This window comes from Desulfobaculum xiamenense (genome assembly GCF_011927665.1).
GTDB classification, from domain to species: Bacteria; Desulfobacterota; Desulfovibrionia; order Desulfovibrionales; family Desulfovibrionaceae; genus Desulfobaculum; species Desulfobaculum xiamenense.
Genome location: NZ_JAATJA010000001.1, coordinates 993,637 through 1,009,594, shown reverse-complemented (window position 1 = coordinate 1,009,594; position 15,958 = coordinate 993,637). Strand labels below are relative to the sequence as shown.

Annotated in this window: 16 protein-coding genes; 1 reads left to right on the top strand and 15 read right to left on the bottom strand. The window is 65.6% G+C overall.

What is annotated here, in order from left to right; genetic code table 11:
• Window positions 1–45: 45 nt before the first annotated feature.
• Window positions 46–2,343, bottom strand: a complete 2,298-nt coding sequence (locus tag GGQ74_RS04570) for a PAS domain S-box protein (protein ID WP_167940335.1) — start codon at window positions 2,341–2,343, stop codon at window positions 46–48.
• Between the two features lie 184 nt (window positions 2,344–2,527).
• Here GGQ74_RS04570 and GGQ74_RS04565 point away from each other — a divergent pair, with 184 nt between their 5' ends.
• Window positions 2,528–3,448: a sulfotransferase gene (locus tag GGQ74_RS04565; RefSeq protein WP_167940334.1), complete on the top strand. Its 921-nt coding sequence runs from the start codon at window positions 2,528–2,530 to the stop codon at window positions 3,446–3,448.
• Here the strand turns inward: GGQ74_RS04565 and GGQ74_RS04560 are convergent.
• The 14 genes from GGQ74_RS04560 to GGQ74_RS04495 all read right to left on the bottom strand — a co-directional run bounded on the left by GGQ74_RS04560 (window position 3,442) and on the right by GGQ74_RS04495 (window position 15,617).
• On the bottom strand, window positions 3,442–3,963 hold the full coding sequence (locus GGQ74_RS04560) for a TadE/TadG family type IV pilus assembly protein (RefSeq protein WP_167940333.1): 522 nt from the start codon (window positions 3,961–3,963) through the stop codon (window positions 3,442–3,444). The two genes, GGQ74_RS04565 and GGQ74_RS04560, sit on opposite strands and share 7 nt — an antisense overlap.
• Window positions 3,964–3,975: 12 nt before the next feature.
• The gene (locus tag GGQ74_RS04555; protein WP_167940332.1) at window positions 3,976–5,319 is read right to left on the bottom strand and encodes a vWA domain-containing protein; all 1,344 of its coding nucleotides are present in this window, start codon (window positions 5,317–5,319) and stop codon (window positions 3,976–3,978) included.
• Complete coding sequence (locus GGQ74_RS04550) at window positions 5,222–5,611, bottom strand: TadE/TadG family type IV pilus assembly protein (RefSeq protein ID WP_167940331.1); 390 nt, start codon at window positions 5,609–5,611, stop codon at window positions 5,222–5,224. The genes GGQ74_RS04555 and GGQ74_RS04550 overlap by 98 nt, the downstream gene beginning before the upstream one ends.
• An 18-nt stretch (window positions 5,612–5,629) precedes the next feature.
• On the bottom strand, window positions 5,630–7,015 hold the full coding sequence (locus GGQ74_RS04545; RefSeq protein WP_167940330.1) for an SPOR domain-containing protein: 1,386 nt from the start codon (window positions 7,013–7,015) through the stop codon (window positions 5,630–5,632).
• A 19-nt stretch (window positions 7,016–7,034) separates the two neighbouring features.
• Window positions 7,035–7,991, bottom strand: a complete 957-nt coding sequence (locus GGQ74_RS04540; RefSeq protein ID WP_245168120.1) for a type II secretion system F family protein — start codon at window positions 7,989–7,991, stop codon at window positions 7,035–7,037.
• Between the two features lie 12 nt (window positions 7,992–8,003).
• Entirely contained in the window at window positions 8,004–8,963 is a 960-nt protein-coding gene (locus GGQ74_RS04535) for a type II secretion system F family protein (protein WP_167940329.1), read from the bottom strand.
• A gap of 10 nt (window positions 8,964–8,973) precedes the next feature.
• Window positions 8,974–10,509 carry a TadA family conjugal transfer-associated ATPase gene (locus GGQ74_RS04530; protein ID WP_167940328.1) on the bottom strand — a complete coding sequence of 512 codons (1,536 nt, stop codon included), beginning with the start codon at window positions 10,507–10,509 and terminating at the stop codon, window positions 8,974–8,976.
• Between the two features lie 2 nt (window positions 10,510–10,511).
• Window positions 10,512–11,738: a CpaE/TadZ family protein gene (locus GGQ74_RS04525; RefSeq protein WP_167940327.1), complete on the bottom strand. Its 1,227-nt coding sequence runs from the start codon at window positions 11,736–11,738 to the stop codon at window positions 10,512–10,514.
• Window positions 11,739–11,751: 13 nt separating this feature from the next.
• Window positions 11,752–12,027: a hypothetical protein gene (locus GGQ74_RS04520; RefSeq protein WP_167940326.1), complete on the bottom strand. Its 276-nt coding sequence runs from the start codon at window positions 12,025–12,027 to the stop codon at window positions 11,752–11,754.
• 10 nt (window positions 12,028–12,037) lie between these two features.
• Entirely contained in the window at window positions 12,038–13,519 is a 1,482-nt protein-coding gene (locus GGQ74_RS04515) for a type II and III secretion system protein family protein (RefSeq protein ID WP_167940325.1), read from the bottom strand.
• 23 nt (window positions 13,520–13,542) lie between these two features.
• Complete coding sequence (locus tag GGQ74_RS04510) at window positions 13,543–13,770, bottom strand: hypothetical protein (protein ID WP_167940324.1); 228 nt, start codon at window positions 13,768–13,770, stop codon at window positions 13,543–13,545.
• Window positions 13,767–14,588, bottom strand: a complete 822-nt coding sequence (cpaB, locus tag GGQ74_RS04505) for a Flp pilus assembly protein CpaB (RefSeq protein ID WP_167940323.1) — start codon at window positions 14,586–14,588, stop codon at window positions 13,767–13,769. Before cpaB ends, GGQ74_RS04510 begins: the two co-directional genes overlap by 4 nt.
• Before the next feature lie 12 nt (window positions 14,589–14,600).
• Entirely contained in the window at window positions 14,601–15,149 is a 549-nt protein-coding gene (locus GGQ74_RS04500) for an A24 family peptidase (protein WP_167940322.1), read from the bottom strand.
• A 303-nt stretch (window positions 15,150–15,452) separates the two neighbouring features.
• Window positions 15,453–15,617: a Flp family type IVb pilin gene (locus GGQ74_RS04495; RefSeq protein WP_167940321.1), complete on the bottom strand. Its 165-nt coding sequence runs from the start codon at window positions 15,615–15,617 to the stop codon at window positions 15,453–15,455.
• Between the last annotated feature and the right edge of the window lie 341 nt (window positions 15,618–15,958).

Here is a 15,958-nt window from a genome sequence, read left to right as displayed (position 1 = left end):
ACTCCCGGCCCGTTTTTTTGTGGGTATGCCCGGCGCGGCGTGTGGTCAGTCTGCTTGCGGTTCGCCCATGGCGGCGTGGATGCAGGCCGCGAGGTCGCGCTTGAGCACCGGTTTGAGTAGAAAGCCCCGGATGCCCATCTCGCGGGCCTGTTCGGCGCTCATGTCCGCCGAGTAGCCGGTGCAGACGATGATGGGGATGTCTGGGCGCAGGGCGAGGATTTCGCGGGCCAGCCGCTGTCCGGAGAGTCCGGGCATGGTCTGGTCCGTGATGACCAGTGAGAAGGACTGCGGATTTCTTCGGAAGATCTCGAGCGCGCGGCGACTGTCCGTTTCGACCACGGGAGAGAACCCGAGGCTTTCGAGCATTTCGCCGCCAATGGCCGCGAGGGCGCGTTCGTCATCCACGAACAGTGCGCGCCCCTTGCCGCCGATGGCTGGGGGGATAGTCTCGCCCATGGCGACGGGCTCCTGTTCGGCCACGGGCAGGGTGACGTGGAAGGCCGCCCCCTGTCCGGGGGAGGACTCGACGCGCACGTTGCCGCCGTGGCTGTTGACGATGCCGTGAACCATGGCTAGCCCCATTCCGGTGCCTTCATCTGGCTTCTTGGTGGTGAAGAACGGGTCGAAGACGTTGTCGATGATGTCGGCGGGAATGCCGTGCCCAGTGTCGGACACGGAGAGGCGCACGGCGCGCCGCGTGGGCCTGTCGCCTTCGGCGGGAAGCGTCGTCTCGTGCAGGGCGATGGAGAGCGTGCCGCCGTTTTCGCGCATGGCGTGGGCCGCGTTGGTGCACAGGTTCATGAGCACCTGATGAATCTGGCTCAGGTTGGCCATCACCGCTCCGGCTTCCGGCGCGAGGTGGGTGATGATGTCGATGTTGGACGGCAGCGAGGCCCGAAGCATCTTGCCGACTTCCTTGATGACGCTGTCGAGGGCGAGGGGCTTGAGGTCCGGCTCCTCCTGCCTGCTGAAGGTGAGAATCTGGTGGATGAGATCGCGCGCGCGTTTGCCCGCGTTGAGAATCTCGGTGAGCCGTCGTTCGGCCGCGCTGCCCTCGGGCGAGGATTCCAGCGTCATTTCCGCGTAGCCCATGATCACGCCGAGAATGTTGTTGAAATCGTGGGCGATGCCGCCCGCCAGCGTGCCGATGGCCTCCAGCTTCTGGGATTGGCGCAACTGCGCTTCGAGTTGCTTGCGGCTGCTGATGTCGTGCGCGACGAGCACGATGCCGTCGGCCTCGCTGTCCTCCGTCGTATCGACGTGGAACGGTGAGACTGTGACGAGAAACACGCCGTCGAGGCTGGGAATTTCCATCTCGATGGCGTCGCCTTCGCCGTGGGCCATGGCCTTGATGCGCTGGCAGATGTCGCCGCCTACGGGAGTGATGCCGAAGAGTTCGCTGCATGGGCGACCGACGGCGTCCTTGGGATGCAGCCCCAGACGGCTGGCGAGGGTCATGTTCATGCGGCGGATCGCGAACTCGCTGTCGAGGATGACGATGATGTCCGGGACGCTGTCGAAGGTGCGTTCCCATTCCTGCTTTGCGCGGATGATCATGCCCTCGACGGATTTGCGGCGGTCGATGTCCTCTATGGTGCCTTCTATGGCGGACAGCTCGCCGGATTCCCCGCGCACCGCGCGTGCGGAGAGCGATACCCAGATGGAGCGCCCGTCCGAGCGGCGGATGCGGGTTTCGAAGTCCGTGAGGTGGTTGCGCTCCTGCACACTATTCAGCATGACCTCCAGCGAGTCATCGCTGATGTGCATGGTGGGGGCACCTTGGGCCAGCCGCTCGCGGAACGCGTCCTGCGATTTGTAACCGAGGATGCGGGCGAAGGCCGGATTGAAGCTGGTCAGCCGTCCCCATGGTGTGCAGCGGAACATGCCGACCATGGAATCCTCGATGACCTTGCGGAATTTTTCCTCGTTGTGACGGTGTTCAGCAAGGCTTCGCGCCAGTGCGCGCAGGCGCTGGCCCTGCTGCAATGCGCGGCGGAACGCCGGGGCGAGGCCCCAGTCGTCGAGGGTGACGAAATCGTCCGCGCCGCCAGCGATGCAGCGCGCGGCCCGGTCCGGATCGGGCATTTCCGCCAGCAGGATGAAGGGCGTGTGCTCGCGTGCGGTGCGGGTGATGGCGAGGCTCTCGTGCCACGGCATGCCGGGCTGGTCCGGGTCGGCAACGACGATGTCCCATGGTTCGTCGGCCAGCGCCGTGGACAGGGCAAGGGGTGAGCCGACCATGCTGTAGGCCGGTTCGAGCCCTTGTGCGGAAAGAGCGAGGGCGAGGCGGTTCGGGGTTTCCTCGGAATCGGAGATGAAGAGCAGGCTGAAGCGGGTGCGCATGGATTCCTCTGTGTGGCGGGTTGCCTTCCAAGGTGCCCGGTGTGGGCCTTGTGCGGGTGTCGCTTCCCGTGTGATGGTCATAGCAGAAGCCCGTTCACGCGTAAAACGCCGCGAAGGTTTGACGGCGGCTTGGCCCGAACGTACGCTTGATGATGGGGCATCGCGTTTCGTGCGGGAGGTTTCGATGGGGCAGGAGAGATTCGCGTTGGTGTACGTGGCGAGCAGTGGGCGTTCCGGCTCCACGTTGCTCGACATGCTGCTTGGTGCGCAGCCGGGGCTGTGGAGTGTGGGCGAATTCCACCTGCTGCCCTTCGAGATGAAGCGCGGCAAGACTCCCTGCGGCTGCGGCGAGGTCGTGGCGCGCTGTCCGTTCTGGAGCGGCATCGCCGCTGCGACGGGTGATGAATTGGCCCCGGAGCGCATCGGGCGCTTTCGCGACGCGGCAGGCTACGGCAGGGTGCTGCGCCTGGGCGAGGTGCGCTCCATCCTGCGCGGTGCGGCGGCGGACCAGCCCGCGCGGCGTGACGATATGCGCCGGTATGGGCAGGACAACCGCGCCGTGCTGGCAAAGGTCCGCGAAGCGGCGCAGGTGCTGCGCGGCGAGGACGTACCGTGGATCGTCGATGCGTCCAAGGACGTCTATCGCCTGCTGTGGCTCGCCCGGTCCGGGCTGTTCGACCTGCGCGTCATTCATCTGGTCAAGGATCCCCGTGCGTTCGTGTATTCCAAGGTTTCCCGGTTGGCCGGTCTGTCGCGCCTTCGTTGCGCCGTGCGCATGAGCGCGCGCTGGCTGGTCGAGAACGCGCTCATTTCGCAGGTCTGCCGCAGGGATGTGACCGAGGGCCATTCGCGCCTCGTGCGGTATGAGGATCTCGCCTCGCATCCTGTAGAGACGATTGCGGGGCTTCTCGACTGGCTCGGGGTGCCTGCGCGGGACGTGCGGCTCGACTTTCGCGAGGGCAATCACGGCGTGTCCGGCAATGCCATGCGGCAGGGCGCGGGCGGCATTCGCCTCGACGAGCGCTGGAAGACCGCGCTTCCCACGTTCCTTGCCGTCTTTACGCGTACGGTCACCTTTCCCCTTGCCCGGCGCTACGGTTATTGAGCCGAAGCGGTTTTGAATTCGCAGGGCTGCCACGGTTCGTTGACCATGCGCCGGTGTCCGGACAGCACGAGGTCCCCGGTCAGTGCGCCGCCGATGAGCGGTGTTAGGGGACGGTACGGACAGCGCACCTCCACCTCCACCATCTCGCACGGCCTGCCGGGGTCGCCTTCCTCGGGCGTGCCCGAGCCGTAGGCGTTGTCCCAACTGCGGATCATGATTTCGATGGCTCCTTCCGGCTGCGGCAGGTCCAGCACGTCGGAAAGTTCGCGCACGCGGGCGCGGATGCGGTCGAGCCGATCGCCCTCCATGTCTCCCTGTCCCGTCACTGCCAGCCGAGCGCCGCCAGTGGCGGCCTTGGTCAGCGTCGCCTGCGTGAAATAGACGTTGCCAAGCTCCACCACGACCATCACCAGCCCGAGAACAACCGGCAGAATGAGGGCGAATTCCACCGCCGAGATGCCCCGGCGTCCGCCATGGCGCGATGTCGTGGCCTGTGGCGCGTGTGCGTATCGCATGCTGTCCTCCGTCTACTGGAGCAGCCGCCAGCCGAGCTGACGTCCGATCTTCTTGAAGATGTCCCCGATGTCGTAGGGCGAGGGGGCGTCGAAGTAGTGGTCGTCCGTGCCGGGGGTGCTGGAGGCGACCTCCTTGAGCAGGCGGACGTCCTCGTAGTCCGACACGCCGTAGCGGATGCAGAATATCTCGATGCCCGCCGCCTTGGCCTTGACCGCTTCCTTCAGCATATCCTCGTTCAGGCGGCCCTGGTTCTCGCAGTGGGCGTCCATGTCGAGCATGCCGTAGTAGGCGTTGGTCCAGTAGTTGTTTGGCGTGTAGGACACGGCGTGCGAGCCGCCGCACATGCCGTCCTCGGTGTCTCCGTCGGTGAGTAGGATGAGAATCTTGCGCATGTCGCCCGAGGCGTCGCCCTCCGTGAAGGGGGCTTCGGGCGTCAGCACGTTCGTGCCCCACTTGAGGCCTTCGGAGATGACGGTGCCGGACCAGTCGCCGCGTCCGTCCTGCTCGTAGATGGCGCTTAGGATTTCCTGCTTGTCGCGGGTGAGGGCGTGGGTGAAGGGGATGCTGTCGCAGGTGCCGGACGTCACCTGAAGCCGCGAATAGTACGGATAGCGGTATTTCCGGTCGTAGTATTCGCTGTTCAGGCCGTCGTTGTAGGAGCCGTCCGCGTTGCGGCATCCGGCGGGCTTGCCGTCCACGTTGGCGGGGATGCGGACCTTGCCCCGGAAGGGCACCAGCCCGATCTGCACGGACGCGGCCAGGCCGTCTGGCATGACCAGATCGACGAGCTGCGCCGCCGCTTCGTTGGTCTCGTTGATGGGCGCACCGGCCATACTGCCCGAGTTGTCGATGACGAAGACGATTTCGAGATTGTTGAAGCCCGCCATTGCCTTGGCCTCAATGGTCTCGGAGCCGATGCCGATGACCGGCAGGAGCATCATGTCCACCTTGGCCCGCGCGGTGATCTGCACGCTGCGCACGGCCGTGCCGGGGGCCACGGACACGAGCTGCGCGCCGGGGTGGTTCTCGGTCAGGTATTCCTGCGCGGCCTGTTCCACCAGCCCCCGGCTCATGTCGGGGTCGTAGGGCAGTTGCAGGCTGGCCGCGAGGGCCGCCGCATCCACCGCGCCCTGAAGCCGCGAGTGGGCCATGTACAGGTTCGACGAATCGATGCCCAGCCCCGCCAGCGCGAGGAGCGCAGGAAGCGCCACGGCGATGAAGATTGCCGCCGAGCCGCGCGCGTCCGCAAGAAAGCGCCTACAGCGCCGGCATGCTCGTGCGGGCAACGAGCGTGTAGGCCGATGCCGCGGAGGATACGAACGAGGGCAGGGCCTTGAAGTGGGTATGGTAGACATAGTTCACCTCGACAGTGACTTTGTCGGTGGATGTGTCACGGATGACCGTCGCCGTGAGATGCTCGGGATCGAGGTCCGGGGCGAGTGCCCTTGCCAGTGCCGTTGCGTCCTGCGGGGCGTGCTCTGATGCGATCATGCGAGCGGCCTGTCGGCTGCATTCGCGCACGTCCGTGTAGGCCGAGAGCAGGTTCCCACCCTCGACGACGCAGTAGACGAGTACGGCCAGAATCGGCAGCAGCAGCGCTATTTCCACTGCGGCCATGCCGCGTTCACGTGTTGGCGTTCGGGTCATGATGTCCGCCTCCTCATTCTAGGTGCGGGCCGCGTGTCCGGCCGTGGAGGCCGAACTGCGCTTCATGATGCGCGTTTCGCGGTAGCCGTCGCGGTCGTGAAGCCTGCGCTCCAGCGCGCGGGCGTCCTTGAGGGTCATGAATTCGCCGACTGTCACGCGGTACCACGTGCCCTTGCCGGGAATGTCGGCCTTGTTGACGTGGGCCGCATAGCCCTGTCGGATCAGCTTGCGAGCGGCGTGGTTGGCCTTGCTCTTGGTGCGCCACGAGCAGATGTGGACGGAGTACACCGGCTGCGTGCCGAGGGGCGTGGGCGTGAGCACGCTCGGCTGCGTCGGGGACTGCGCGGTTTGGACGATCTCCGCGTTGGCGGAGGCGGCGGCGAGGCCGAGCGGCAGGCCTTCGGGCTGCGCCGTGGCGTTGGCGACCGGGCGGATTGCCGGAGCCGTGGAGGCCATGGCGAATTCCCGCGCGAGGCGGGCGCGCTTGAGGTTCTCGTTGGCGCGTTCGTAGTAGCTTGGTTCGAGGCGGATGGCCTTTTCGAAACAGGCGATGGCCGCATCGTACTCGCCCTTCATGAACTGCACGTAGCCGAGGTTGTTGTAGGCCGCCGCGTCGCCCTCTGCGTTGCGGAAGGCTTCGAGGGCCTGGCGGTAGCGGCCCATGCGCGCCAGTGCCAGCCCCATGTTGTTGTAGGTGCGCTGCGTGGGCGCGCCGTGGCGGATGGCGGCAGTGAAGGCGGCGACGGCCTCGGCCTCGCGGCCCATCATCGCGTAGGTGATGCCCAGATTGTTGAGCACGGCCGAGTTGTCGGGCGACAACTCGAGTGCGCGTTCGAAGCTCTTCACCGCTTCGGCGAACTTTCCACGGTAGTTGTGGATGGCGCCCAGATGTGCGTAGGCGTTGTGCCGCGCCGGGTCGAGGGCCACGGCCCGCGCGAGGCGCTGGGCGGATTCGTCATAGAGCGCGTTGCGGAAGTAGACGATGCCCGCCGCTTCGAGGGCGGCGGCGTTGTCGGGTTCCGCCTTGAGCACGGTTTCGAATTCGGCCATGGCCTCGGTCGTCAGCCCCTGATCGAGCAGCACGAGTCCCTTGAGCAGGTGCGCGCGCATGAGCGTGGGATCGAGCGCCACGGCCTGCATATAGAATTGGAACGCCGTCTCGGGGTGCCCCGCTTTTGCGAAGGCCTCGCCACGTTCGGTGAGTGCGCGGGCCTGTTCGGGCGCGTCGGCGTCTGTGGCGGCAGGGGCCTTGGCGTCTTCCATGAGCGGCTTTCCGGCGTGGAATTTCTCCATGAGCGACATGGAGCGCCCCCCGGACTGCTGCGTGCCTGCGCAGCCGGACAGCGCTGTGAGCAGCGCGACAAGTATCGTGCAGGTGATGGTTCGTGCGGTTGCGTAGGTCATGACGGTCCTCCCTTTACGTCTAGAACCGGGAAAATGCGCGCATCAGCTGGATGGCCGCCGGGCCCATGATGGCCACGAACAGCGCGGGCATGATGCAGAAAATGAGTGGAAAGAGCAGCTTCACGGGCATCTTGGCCGCGGCTTCCTCTGCGCGGTGCCTGCGCGTGGTGCGCAGCGCGTCGGAGTAGACCCGAAGCGTTCCCGCGATGCTCGTTCCGAAGGCGTCCGCCTGATTGATGAGCGTCACGAGGCTATTCATGTCCTCAAGGTCCACGCGCAGGGCGAGGTTGCGCAGGGCGTCGGCCCGCTTCATGCCAGCCCGCAGTTCAAGGATGAGCGTCTTGAACTCGCCGGACAGGGTGGGACTTGCCATGCTGAGCTCATTGCCCACGCGGTTCAGGGCCTGATCGAGTCCCATCCCCGATTCCACACAGACCACCAGCAGATCGAGGGCGTCGGGCAGCGAATAAAGCACTTCCCGACGACGGGTGGCGATGCGCCACGACAGCCAGACATCCGGCAGGTAGAGGCCGATCGCCGCCGGGATGGTGATGGCGATGAGCGTGAGCCCGAGCGGCATGTCCGGCGTGACGAGCTTGGCGCACAGGCCCGCGCCGCCGCCAAGGATGGTCAGACACAGCTTGGCACCCCAGAACGCCGCCGACGCGTTGTGCGAGGGGTATCCCCCACGGACCAGTCGGATGGCAAGGGCGTTGAGCTCCTCGGCGCTGGCGGGCTTCACGCGTTCGCCGAGGCGTTCGGCGCTTCGACTTGCCGCGCTGGCCAGCCGTTCGGCGAGGCCCGCCTCGCGCTGGGCGTTGCGGGTGCGGTCACCGCCCCGGGCGGACATGCGGCTGTCGAGGTTCGAGAGCTTGTTTCGCGTGTTCACGGCCCCGGTGACGCCGAGTACCAGAAGCAGCACGGCGATGAAACCGACGAGGGAGGCCACCAGTGGAATGAGCATCTGCATGTTCATGACGTTCCTCCCCTACACCCTGATGGCGATGAGCTTCTTGAGGGCCGCCGCGCCGATGCCCATCATGAAGATGGCCATGGTCATGACGTTCTTGCCCTCGGGCGTTTCGTACAGAAGGCTCATGTATTCCGGGTTGATGATGTTGATAACCAGCCCCACGCACGAGGGCAACGCCAGCAGAATGTACGCGGTGAGGCGTCCCTCGGCGGAGAGCACGCGGATCTTGCCGTGCAGCTTGAAGCGCTCGCGGATGAGCCGCGAGATGTTGGCAATGATTTCCGCGAGGTTGCCGCCCGTTTCGCGCTGGATGTTCACCGAAACCACGAAGAACATGAGGTCCGGGCAGTCCACGCGGTTGACGAGGTTTTGCATGGCCTGATCCATGTCGATGCCGAAATTGATTTCGTCGAGGGTGATGGCGAATTCCGGGCCGATGGGGTCCTCGAATTCGTCGGCCACGAGGCGCATGCCGTGGGTGAAGGCGTGTCCGGCCTTGAGGGCGCGGGCCACGAGGTCCAGCGCCTCGGGCAGTTGCCGCTGAAACTTTTCCATGCGCTTGTTCCGTCTGCGCTTCACCCAGAAGAACGGGGCGTAGCCGAAGATGACCGGCGGCACGAAGCTGAAAAAGAAATTGTCGGTGACGAGCTCGGCGCACAGGTAGCCGATGGTCGCCCCCGTGGCGGAGACGAGGACCAGCACGCCCACGTTGACGCGCACGTTGGCCTGCCGGATGAGGGTTTCGAGGCGCGACGTCCACGACAGCCCGGCCAGTACCCGGTGCAGCCACGGCACGTCGGAGAGCGAACGCCTGCGCAGGATGTCCACGTCCTGCGGGGCGGAGCGAGCGAGGCGCTGCATGCGCCGGTGCGCACGCCGCGCCGCGTCGTTCCCGCGTCCGAAGAGCAGGCCGCACACGCCCATGGCAAGGGCGAAGCAGGCGATGACGCTGACGAAGGCGATGAGCGCGAGCATGGTCCGTCTCCTAAATTTCCCGGAGCACGCCGGGGCGGAAGAGTTCCGCATCGAAGGTGATGCCGAGGGCTTCCAGCCGCTGCGCGAACTTGGGGCGGATGCCCATTGATTCGAAAACTCCCTGCACCTTGTGGTCCTTGCCGACGCCAGTCTGCCGGAAGCGGAAGATCTCCTGCATGGTGATGGCCTCGCCCTCCATGCCGGTGATTTCCTGGAAGCTCATGACCCTTCGCGAGCCGTCGCCGAGGCGTGTGGCCTGAATGATGATGTCGATGGCCGAGGCGATATAGCGCTTGAGCGATTCGCCGGAGAGGTTCAGCCCCGCCATGGCGATCATGGTTTCAAGGCGCATCATGGCGTCGCGCGGGGTGTTGGCATGCACGGTGGTCAGCGAGCCGTCGTGGCCGGTGTTCATGGCTTGCAGCATGTCCATGACCTCCGCTCCGCGCACCTCGCCCACGATGATGCGGTCCGGGCGCATGCGCAGACAGTTGCGGACCAAATCGCGGGCCGTGATTTCGCCGCGTCCCTCAAGGTTGGCGGGGCGCGTTTCGAGGCGCACCACGTGCTCCTGCTTGAGCTGGAGTTCCGCCGCGTCCTCGATGGTCACGATGCGTTCGTCGTGCGGGATGAAGCGCGAGAGCACGTTGAGCAGCGTGGTCTTGCCGCTACCCGTGCCGCCGGAGACGAGGATGTTCAGCCGTGCGCGCACGATGCCGCGCAGCACTTCGCCGATTTCCGGGGTCAGTGCGCCGAAGGTGATGAGGTCGTCGAGCTCCAGCGGATCGCGCGAGAAGCGGCGGATGGACATGCTCGGCCCGTCGATGGCCAGCGGCGGGATGATGGCGTTGACGCGGGAGCCGTCTTCGAGGCGTGCGTCCACCATGGGCGAGGATTCGTCGATTCTGCGGCCCACCTTGGACACGATGCGGTCGATGATTTTGCGCAGATGGTCGTCGTCCTGAAAGCGCACGGACGTCTTGTGCAGCTTGCCGCGCCGCTCCACGTAGACCTGCCGGTAGTTGTTGACCAGAATGTCCGACACGGCGGGGTCTTGGAGCAGCGGCTCCAGCGGGCCGAGGCCGAGAACCTCGTCCTGTATCTCGCTGATCAGGCGGCGGCGCTCTGCGGAGTTGAGCGGCGCGTGGCGGAATTCCTCGGCGAGGATGCGTTCCACGAGGCGGGCGATCTTTTCCGCGAGTGCGTCGTGGGGCAGGGTTTCGATGGCCGAGAGGTCGATGCGTTCGATGAGGCGCTCGTGGATGCGACTTTTGAATTCGTAGTAGTCGTCGCTGACCTCCTGCGTGCGGACGTCCTCGGTGCGCGGCGCGGCCGGTTCGGGCTTGGGCGGCGTGACGGGCCGGGCCTGCGGCGCGGCGGGGCGGGGGGCGGACGGTGCCTGCTCGACGACTGGCCGAGCGTTTTCCTGCTGTGTGGGCTGCTGCGTGGGCTGCGGGGCGGGCTGCTGTGGCCGGGGCTGCGCCGGGCGGGCCGCTGTGGCGTTCCACGAACGCGTGTTGCGGGCGAGTCTGTCGGCGAGGCTCATGGTCAACTCCTTGCCGGTTGCGCGGCCACTGCGCTCTGCGCGGGCCGTCTGGTTCGCGAGAATAGCCGCGAGAACAGGCCGGACGAATGTCGGGACGCTGTCGCGGGTTCGGGTCTACGGATTTCGCGGGCCAGTCGGGCGAGGTTCCGGGCAACGGGCGAGGAGGGAGCGCATTCGGTCAGCGGGCGGCCCTGATTGATGGCCGAGAGCGTGGCCGCGTAGTCGTTTTCGATGAGCCAGCTCGTCTTGCGGCCAAGCAGTTCCTCTGCTTCGGCCACGGAGATTTCCGCCTTGGACAGGTGCCGGTTGACCACCAGCCGCACCTTGCCGGACAGGCCGGGGCTCATGCTGTCGAAGGTTTCGAGAAGCTTTCGCACGTTGGCGAGGCAGGGCAGGCTGAGCACCAGCACCATGAGGATGGTGTCGGCCTCTTCCATGGCGGCCAGACTCACGTCGTCCGGGTAGGGGCTGCCGTCGACGATGACCGTGTCGTAGGAGGTCTTGAGTTGCTTCATGAGGGTGGCGACGGCCTGCGGGGACACGGCTTCGGCTTCCTCGCGGCGGCTGGGTGCTGGCAGCACGTCCAGACCGTTGCGGTAGCGGGCCATAAGGCTGGCGAGGAATGTCGCGTCGAGCCGGGAGATGTCGCGTGCGGCCTCGCCCCACGTGTTGGCGTATTCCAGGTCGAGGAACAGGGGAACCTCGCCGAGGGGGTAGCGCATGTCCACGAGGCTTATGGGTAATTCGGGATTCTGCGCGGCGATTTCCACGGCGATGTTCACGGCGATGGTGGTGGACCCCACGCCGCCCTTGCCGCCGATGACGTGGATGATGCGTCCTGCGCGCTTTTCCTCCGCGGCGGGCTTTTCCGCATGTTGCTGACCATTTCTGCGGGCAGTGAAGCGCTTAAGCGCGGCGTGCAGGTCCTGCTGGCGGACGGGGCAGGGCAGGAACTCGCTGACTCCGGTGCGCATGGCGGCGATGATGAGGTCGGGATTCTTGTCGGCGGCGGTCACAAAGACCTCGGCGGCAAGGCCAGATTCCAGCAGGCAGCGGATGCGGGCGAGGTCCGTGTTTCGGTCATCGCCCATTTCGTAGATGCACACGCCGCAGGGGGCCGAGTCGCCGTTGCGGATGGCGGAAAAGTCGGGCGTCTCGGCGATGGCGCGCAGAAGTTCCTCTCGGGCGGCGGCGTCGCGGACATGGATGCGGATGGTGGTGGGGGTCATGGTTCGTCCTCCGCTACTTGTCGTTGCCGGACACGGTGCCGAGGGAGAGGGTCACCTTTTGGCCGGACGCGGCGCTCTTGGGCGTGCGGTACCCGTTCACGGTGCGTTCGGCCTGCCTGCCGTCCAGCCCGGTGACGGGGGTTGCCGGGGCGTAGCCCGGCGTGACCTGTTGGCCCATGAGCTGCTGGCGGTATGCCACGCCGTGGCCCGGATGGCTGCCTGTCGTTTCGCAGCCCGCGACGGCGATGGTCGCAAGCAGGATGGTCAGGGTGATCATGAGGCGTGTCATGGTGTCTCTCCTAGTGCAGGGGCAGGATGTGCCCGAAGTCGCCTTCCATGCCAGCCTCGGGTCCGTCGCTTCCGGCGCGGGCCGGGCGGACCGGGATGGCCGGTGCGGCGGGGGATGCGTTTCTCTCGCCTTCGAGCTTGCCCATCACGAGAAATTCGAATTCGTCGGGTTCGGTGAAGTGGTCCGTGGGTAGGGTCTGGCGGGCCATGTCCACGGGCTTTGCCAGATGCGGGGTGACGATGATGACCAGCTCGCTTTCGGCCTTCTGGAACTGCTTGGAACTGAAGAGCATGCCGAGGACGGGCACGTCGCCGAGTGCGGGGTACTTGTCCACGCCCTCGCGCACGGTGTCCTGAAGCAGTCCGGCGATGGCGAAGCTCTGGCCGTCGCCCAGTTCCACCACGGTGGCCGCGCGGCGCGAGGTGATGGCCGGGACGCTGAAGCCCTGCACCTGAATGGCGTTCTGGTAGTCCAGCTCCGAGACCTCGGGCTTCACGTCGAGGCTGATGCGCCCCTGCGAGAGCACGGTGGGCGTGAAGTGCAGCCCCACGCCGTAGGGCTTGTACTCGATGGAGATGTTGCCGAGGGCCTGCGGGACGGGGATGGGGATCTCGCCGCCCGCGAGGAAGCTGGCCTCCTCGCCGCTACGGCAGATGAGCGTCGGCTCCGCGAGAATCTTGACCAGTCCGTTCTGCTTGAGCGCCTGCAGGAAGCCGGTGAAGGTCGCCTGACCGCGATGGAAGCGGAACAGTCCGTTGCGCGAGGGATTGATGCGCATGTTGCCGAGGTCCAGCGCGCCGTTTTGCACGGCGGCCGGGCCAGCGATGGGCAGCGGACCGTTCTCGTTGTCCAGCGCCCACAGGTCGTTCAGCATGGTGTAGAAGAAGTCGCCGTTCATGGCGTAGCTGAGGTCGATGCCGAGTTTGTTCATCACCGTGCGCGACATCTCCGCCACCTTCACCTCCAGCATCACCTGATGCACTCCGCCGACATGCAGCAGATTCGTCACCTTCTTGGGATCGGTGGCGAAGACCCGCGCGATGTCGAGCGCCGTGGACAGGTTGGCGGAACTGGAGACGGAGCCGGAGAGGGTGATGGAGTCGTGCGCGGCCATGACCTGAATGTCGCGCTCGTCGGGCAGCACGCGGTGGAGCATCTCCTTGAGGCGCGAGAGGTCCGGCGTGACGCTGATGGTGAAGATGTGCATCACCGCGCCGCCGTCGGCCCACAGGGTGAGGGTGGTCGCGCCGGGGGCCTTGCCCGTCAGATAGAGCTGGCGCGGCGAGAGGACCATGACCTCCGCGATCTCCGGGGAGGCGATGGATACGCGGCTGACCTTGGCCGGGGTATCCACGACGAGGGACTGCCCGGCGGCGATGTCCACCGTGCCGGGCGCGAGGGCACCGCCCTGTGTACCCGCCAGAGCGGGAGCGGTAGCCAGTGCCGCCATGAGGGCCAGTGCCGTTGCGATGCGTCGGATTGCGGTGGTCATGATGAGAACCTCACTTCATGGCATTAGATGCCGCTAACGATCTGCACTTCGATCCGGTTGACCGGTTGCAGGTGCACAGCGGCGGATTGGGGCGCTTGCGCGAGTTGCTCGGGGACGATGGTCCCGTCGATGGCAAGGTCCGCGTCCACGGGCGTTCCCGGCGCAAAGATCGGGAAGGCCCGTCCGGAGGCGAGGATGGCGAGAGCCGTGAGCAGGACCGTAGCCGCTATCATGCGAAGGATGGATTTCATTGGAACCTCAGTGTTGTTCTTTCATTGCCGTGTATGACTTCGACTCGTGAGTGCCGCATCGGGCGCCCGGTAGGCGTCTTCGTCTTGGGCTTCAGTGCGGCCAGTGTGCGGGGGATGTCCGTGCCGCTGGTGCGTACGGTTTCCTGATCGGCGGGATTGCGCAGGGCGAAGTGCAGCGTGCCGCGCGTGGCCGCCAGCGCGAGGCGCTCCGCCTCGGCCGGGTCCAGCTCCAGCGTGTAGGTGTCCACTTCCGACGTTTCGTCGTCCGGGCCGCCTTGTTCCAGTTGCGTGCCAGTGGCCAGCACGTGGATGTTCTCCAAAACGAGCTTGGTCACGGCCTTTTCCCTGTTGCCGCTGTTGTCGTCGATGGTGACCAGCACATCCACGCGGTTGCCGGGGCGAACGAAGCCCGCCAGCCCAAGCACCTTGTTGCCCTTCACACCCACGGCGCGCTTGCCGGGGGCGATGAGCGTGCTTACGCCGCCGCTTTGGATTTCCGCCGACAAAAGGCGCGATTCGGTGATCGTTTCGCCTTCTGCGAGGTCGGTGAGCAGAACGCGGCCTTCGGTCTTGGCGATGTCCGTGAAGGCTCCGCCGGGGATGCTGGTTATCAGGAATTCGGCCATGCGCAGCTTCTGCGCGGTTATGCGTTCGCCCTTGCGAAGCTCTGTGGCGGCCACGGCAAGCAGGACGGTATCCTGCTTCGAGGCCTTGGCCTGCCGCGCGGATTGGCCGCTCATCCACAGAAAGATGAGTGCCCCGGCCACGAGGGACAGGATCAGCGCGAGGGTAAGCTGGAGAATGGTGGTGCGGCTCATGGTGCCTCCGCCTCAGGTTCGCCAGATGGCGAGACCGTTTGCATCGGCGGCGAGAATCATGGACAGGATGGTGCCGAGCGCGATGGCCACGCCGTAGCAGAGCTTGGGCAGCCGTGCGGATTCGGGCGGCGGCGCGTATTCGAAGCGCCGGGTGGCGAGGTAGAGCATGAATGCGCTCCAGATGGAGCGCATGACCTGCGCGAAGGCCTTGCGATTGGCGAGCAGCACGCCCACGGCATAGATTCCGCCGATGATGCTGGTTGCGAGAAAGGCGCTCACGGTTGCGCCCGCGCCGAGAAACGCCCCGGCAGCGGCCATGAGCTTGACGTCGCCCGCGCCCATCACGCCGAAAAGGTAGGGCACGAGCATCACGCCGAAACCGAGGGCCAGGCCACCGAGGCTGAAGAGTAGCCCGTCCAGACCCTGGGTTGCGCCGTGATAGGCGAGCGCCGCGATCATCGCCGGAAAGGTCAGCGCGTTGGGGATGCGCTGGTTTCGTAGATCCGTGAATGCCGCAACGAGCAGAACTCCGGTGAGCGTGATCTGGATGGTGGGATTCATGGCGACGATCCTTTGCCTGTTTTTGAAGGAAGATGTGGCGGAGTCCGGGATCGAGGGGGACTCTTCCGGCTCCGCCACATGTAGCCACGCACTATGCGTTGCATTCCTTGTTTTCGGAGGTCTGCCGCCGGACCCATTTGGAGGGGGAGGTCCGGACGGACGGTTTCGGCTGCGGTTCGCGGCTCCGCCTTTGGGGGTTGGCGGTCATGGGGCCCATGGGGAGAGAGGGGATTGTTCGGGCCCGATGCCTTGCCGCTACGCCGCTTCCTCAAGCGGCCTCCAAAAAGTTTTACGCCCTGTGGATCAGCCCGGCATGGCGGCGGCGATGTCCGTGAAAGCCTTGTTGACCTTGGTGCCGAGCGTGGTCACGGCGGTGACGATGACTGCCGCGATGAGGGCCGCGATGAGACCGTACTCAAGGGCGGAAACGCCTTCTTCGTTGCGGATAAGGGTCATGAGCCTGTTCATGGTGCTTCTCCTTGCCTGTGGGATGAAAGTTCTTCCTCCGGCGACGCTGTCGCGTCCAACCTGATGCTTCCCTTAAGGCAAGCCCTGTGCCACGCATGCGCAGGATGTGAAATGAGATGTGTAAGACGATGAGATGAAAGGAGAAAAAAATGACGATGGAGCCTCCGCGCACGGATATGGACCGCTGTGGCAAGGCACGCGGACGGGGAGAATCTAATGAATGTAGAGCGCAGAGTGGGCGGGAGATAGAGGTATGACTGGAAAAGCCCAGGCAGGGCGGGGATTATCTCTTGATGGTTGCTGGTCTATAATTTTTAGAGCGGTGGGAAGGGTGGAACGTT

What these genes read in the sequence shown, in the direction of transcription:
- GGQ74_RS04570 (WP_167940335.1), bottom strand. Translation starts at nt 2,343, where the DNA reads ATGCGCACCCGCTTCAGCCTGCTCTTCATCTCCGATTCCGAGGAAACC.
- GGQ74_RS04565 (WP_167940334.1), top strand. Translation starts at nt 2,528, where the DNA reads ATGGGGCAGGAGAGATTCGCGTTGGTGTACGTGGCGAGCAGTGGGCGT.
- GGQ74_RS04560 (WP_167940333.1), bottom strand. Translation starts at nt 3,963, where the DNA reads ATGCGATACGCACACGCGCCACAGGCCACGACATCGCGCCATGGCGGA.
- GGQ74_RS04555 (WP_167940332.1), bottom strand. Translation starts at nt 5,319, where the DNA reads ATGTCTACCATACCCACTTCAAGGCCCTGCCCTCGTTCGTATCCTCCG.
- GGQ74_RS04550 (WP_167940331.1), bottom strand. Translation starts at nt 5,611, where the DNA reads ATGACCCGAACGCCAACACGTGAACGCGGCATGGCCGCAGTGGAAATA.
- GGQ74_RS04545 (WP_167940330.1), bottom strand. Translation starts at nt 7,015, where the DNA reads ATGACCTACGCAACCGCACGAACCATCACCTGCACGATACTTGTCGCG.
- GGQ74_RS04540 (WP_245168120.1), bottom strand. Translation starts at nt 7,991, where the DNA reads ATGAACATGCAGATGCTCATTCCACTGGTGGCCTCCCTCGTCGGTTTC.
- GGQ74_RS04535 (WP_167940329.1), bottom strand. Translation starts at nt 8,963, where the DNA reads ATGCTCGCGCTCATCGCCTTCGTCAGCGTCATCGCCTGCTTCGCCCTT.
- GGQ74_RS04530 (WP_167940328.1), bottom strand. Translation starts at nt 10,509, where the DNA reads ATGAGCCTCGCCGACAGACTCGCCCGCAACACGCGTTCGTGGAACGCC.
- GGQ74_RS04525 (WP_167940327.1), bottom strand. Translation starts at nt 11,738, where the DNA reads ATGACCCCCACCACCATCCGCATCCATGTCCGCGACGCCGCCGCCCGA.
- GGQ74_RS04520 (WP_167940326.1), bottom strand. Translation starts at nt 12,027, where the DNA reads ATGACACGCCTCATGATCACCCTGACCATCCTGCTTGCGACCATCGCC.
- GGQ74_RS04515 (WP_167940325.1), bottom strand. Translation starts at nt 13,519, where the DNA reads ATGACCACCGCAATCCGACGCATCGCAACGGCACTGGCCCTCATGGCG.
- GGQ74_RS04510 (WP_167940324.1), bottom strand. Translation starts at nt 13,770, where the DNA reads ATGAAATCCATCCTTCGCATGATAGCGGCTACGGTCCTGCTCACGGCT.
- cpaB (WP_167940323.1), bottom strand. Translation starts at nt 14,588, where the DNA reads ATGAGCCGCACCACCATTCTCCAGCTTACCCTCGCGCTGATCCTGTCC.
- GGQ74_RS04500 (WP_167940322.1), bottom strand. Translation starts at nt 15,149, where the DNA reads ATGAATCCCACCATCCAGATCACGCTCACCGGAGTTCTGCTCGTTGCG.
- GGQ74_RS04495 (WP_167940321.1), bottom strand. Translation starts at nt 15,617, where the DNA reads ATGAACAGGCTCATGACCCTTATCCGCAACGAAGAAGGCGTTTCCGCC.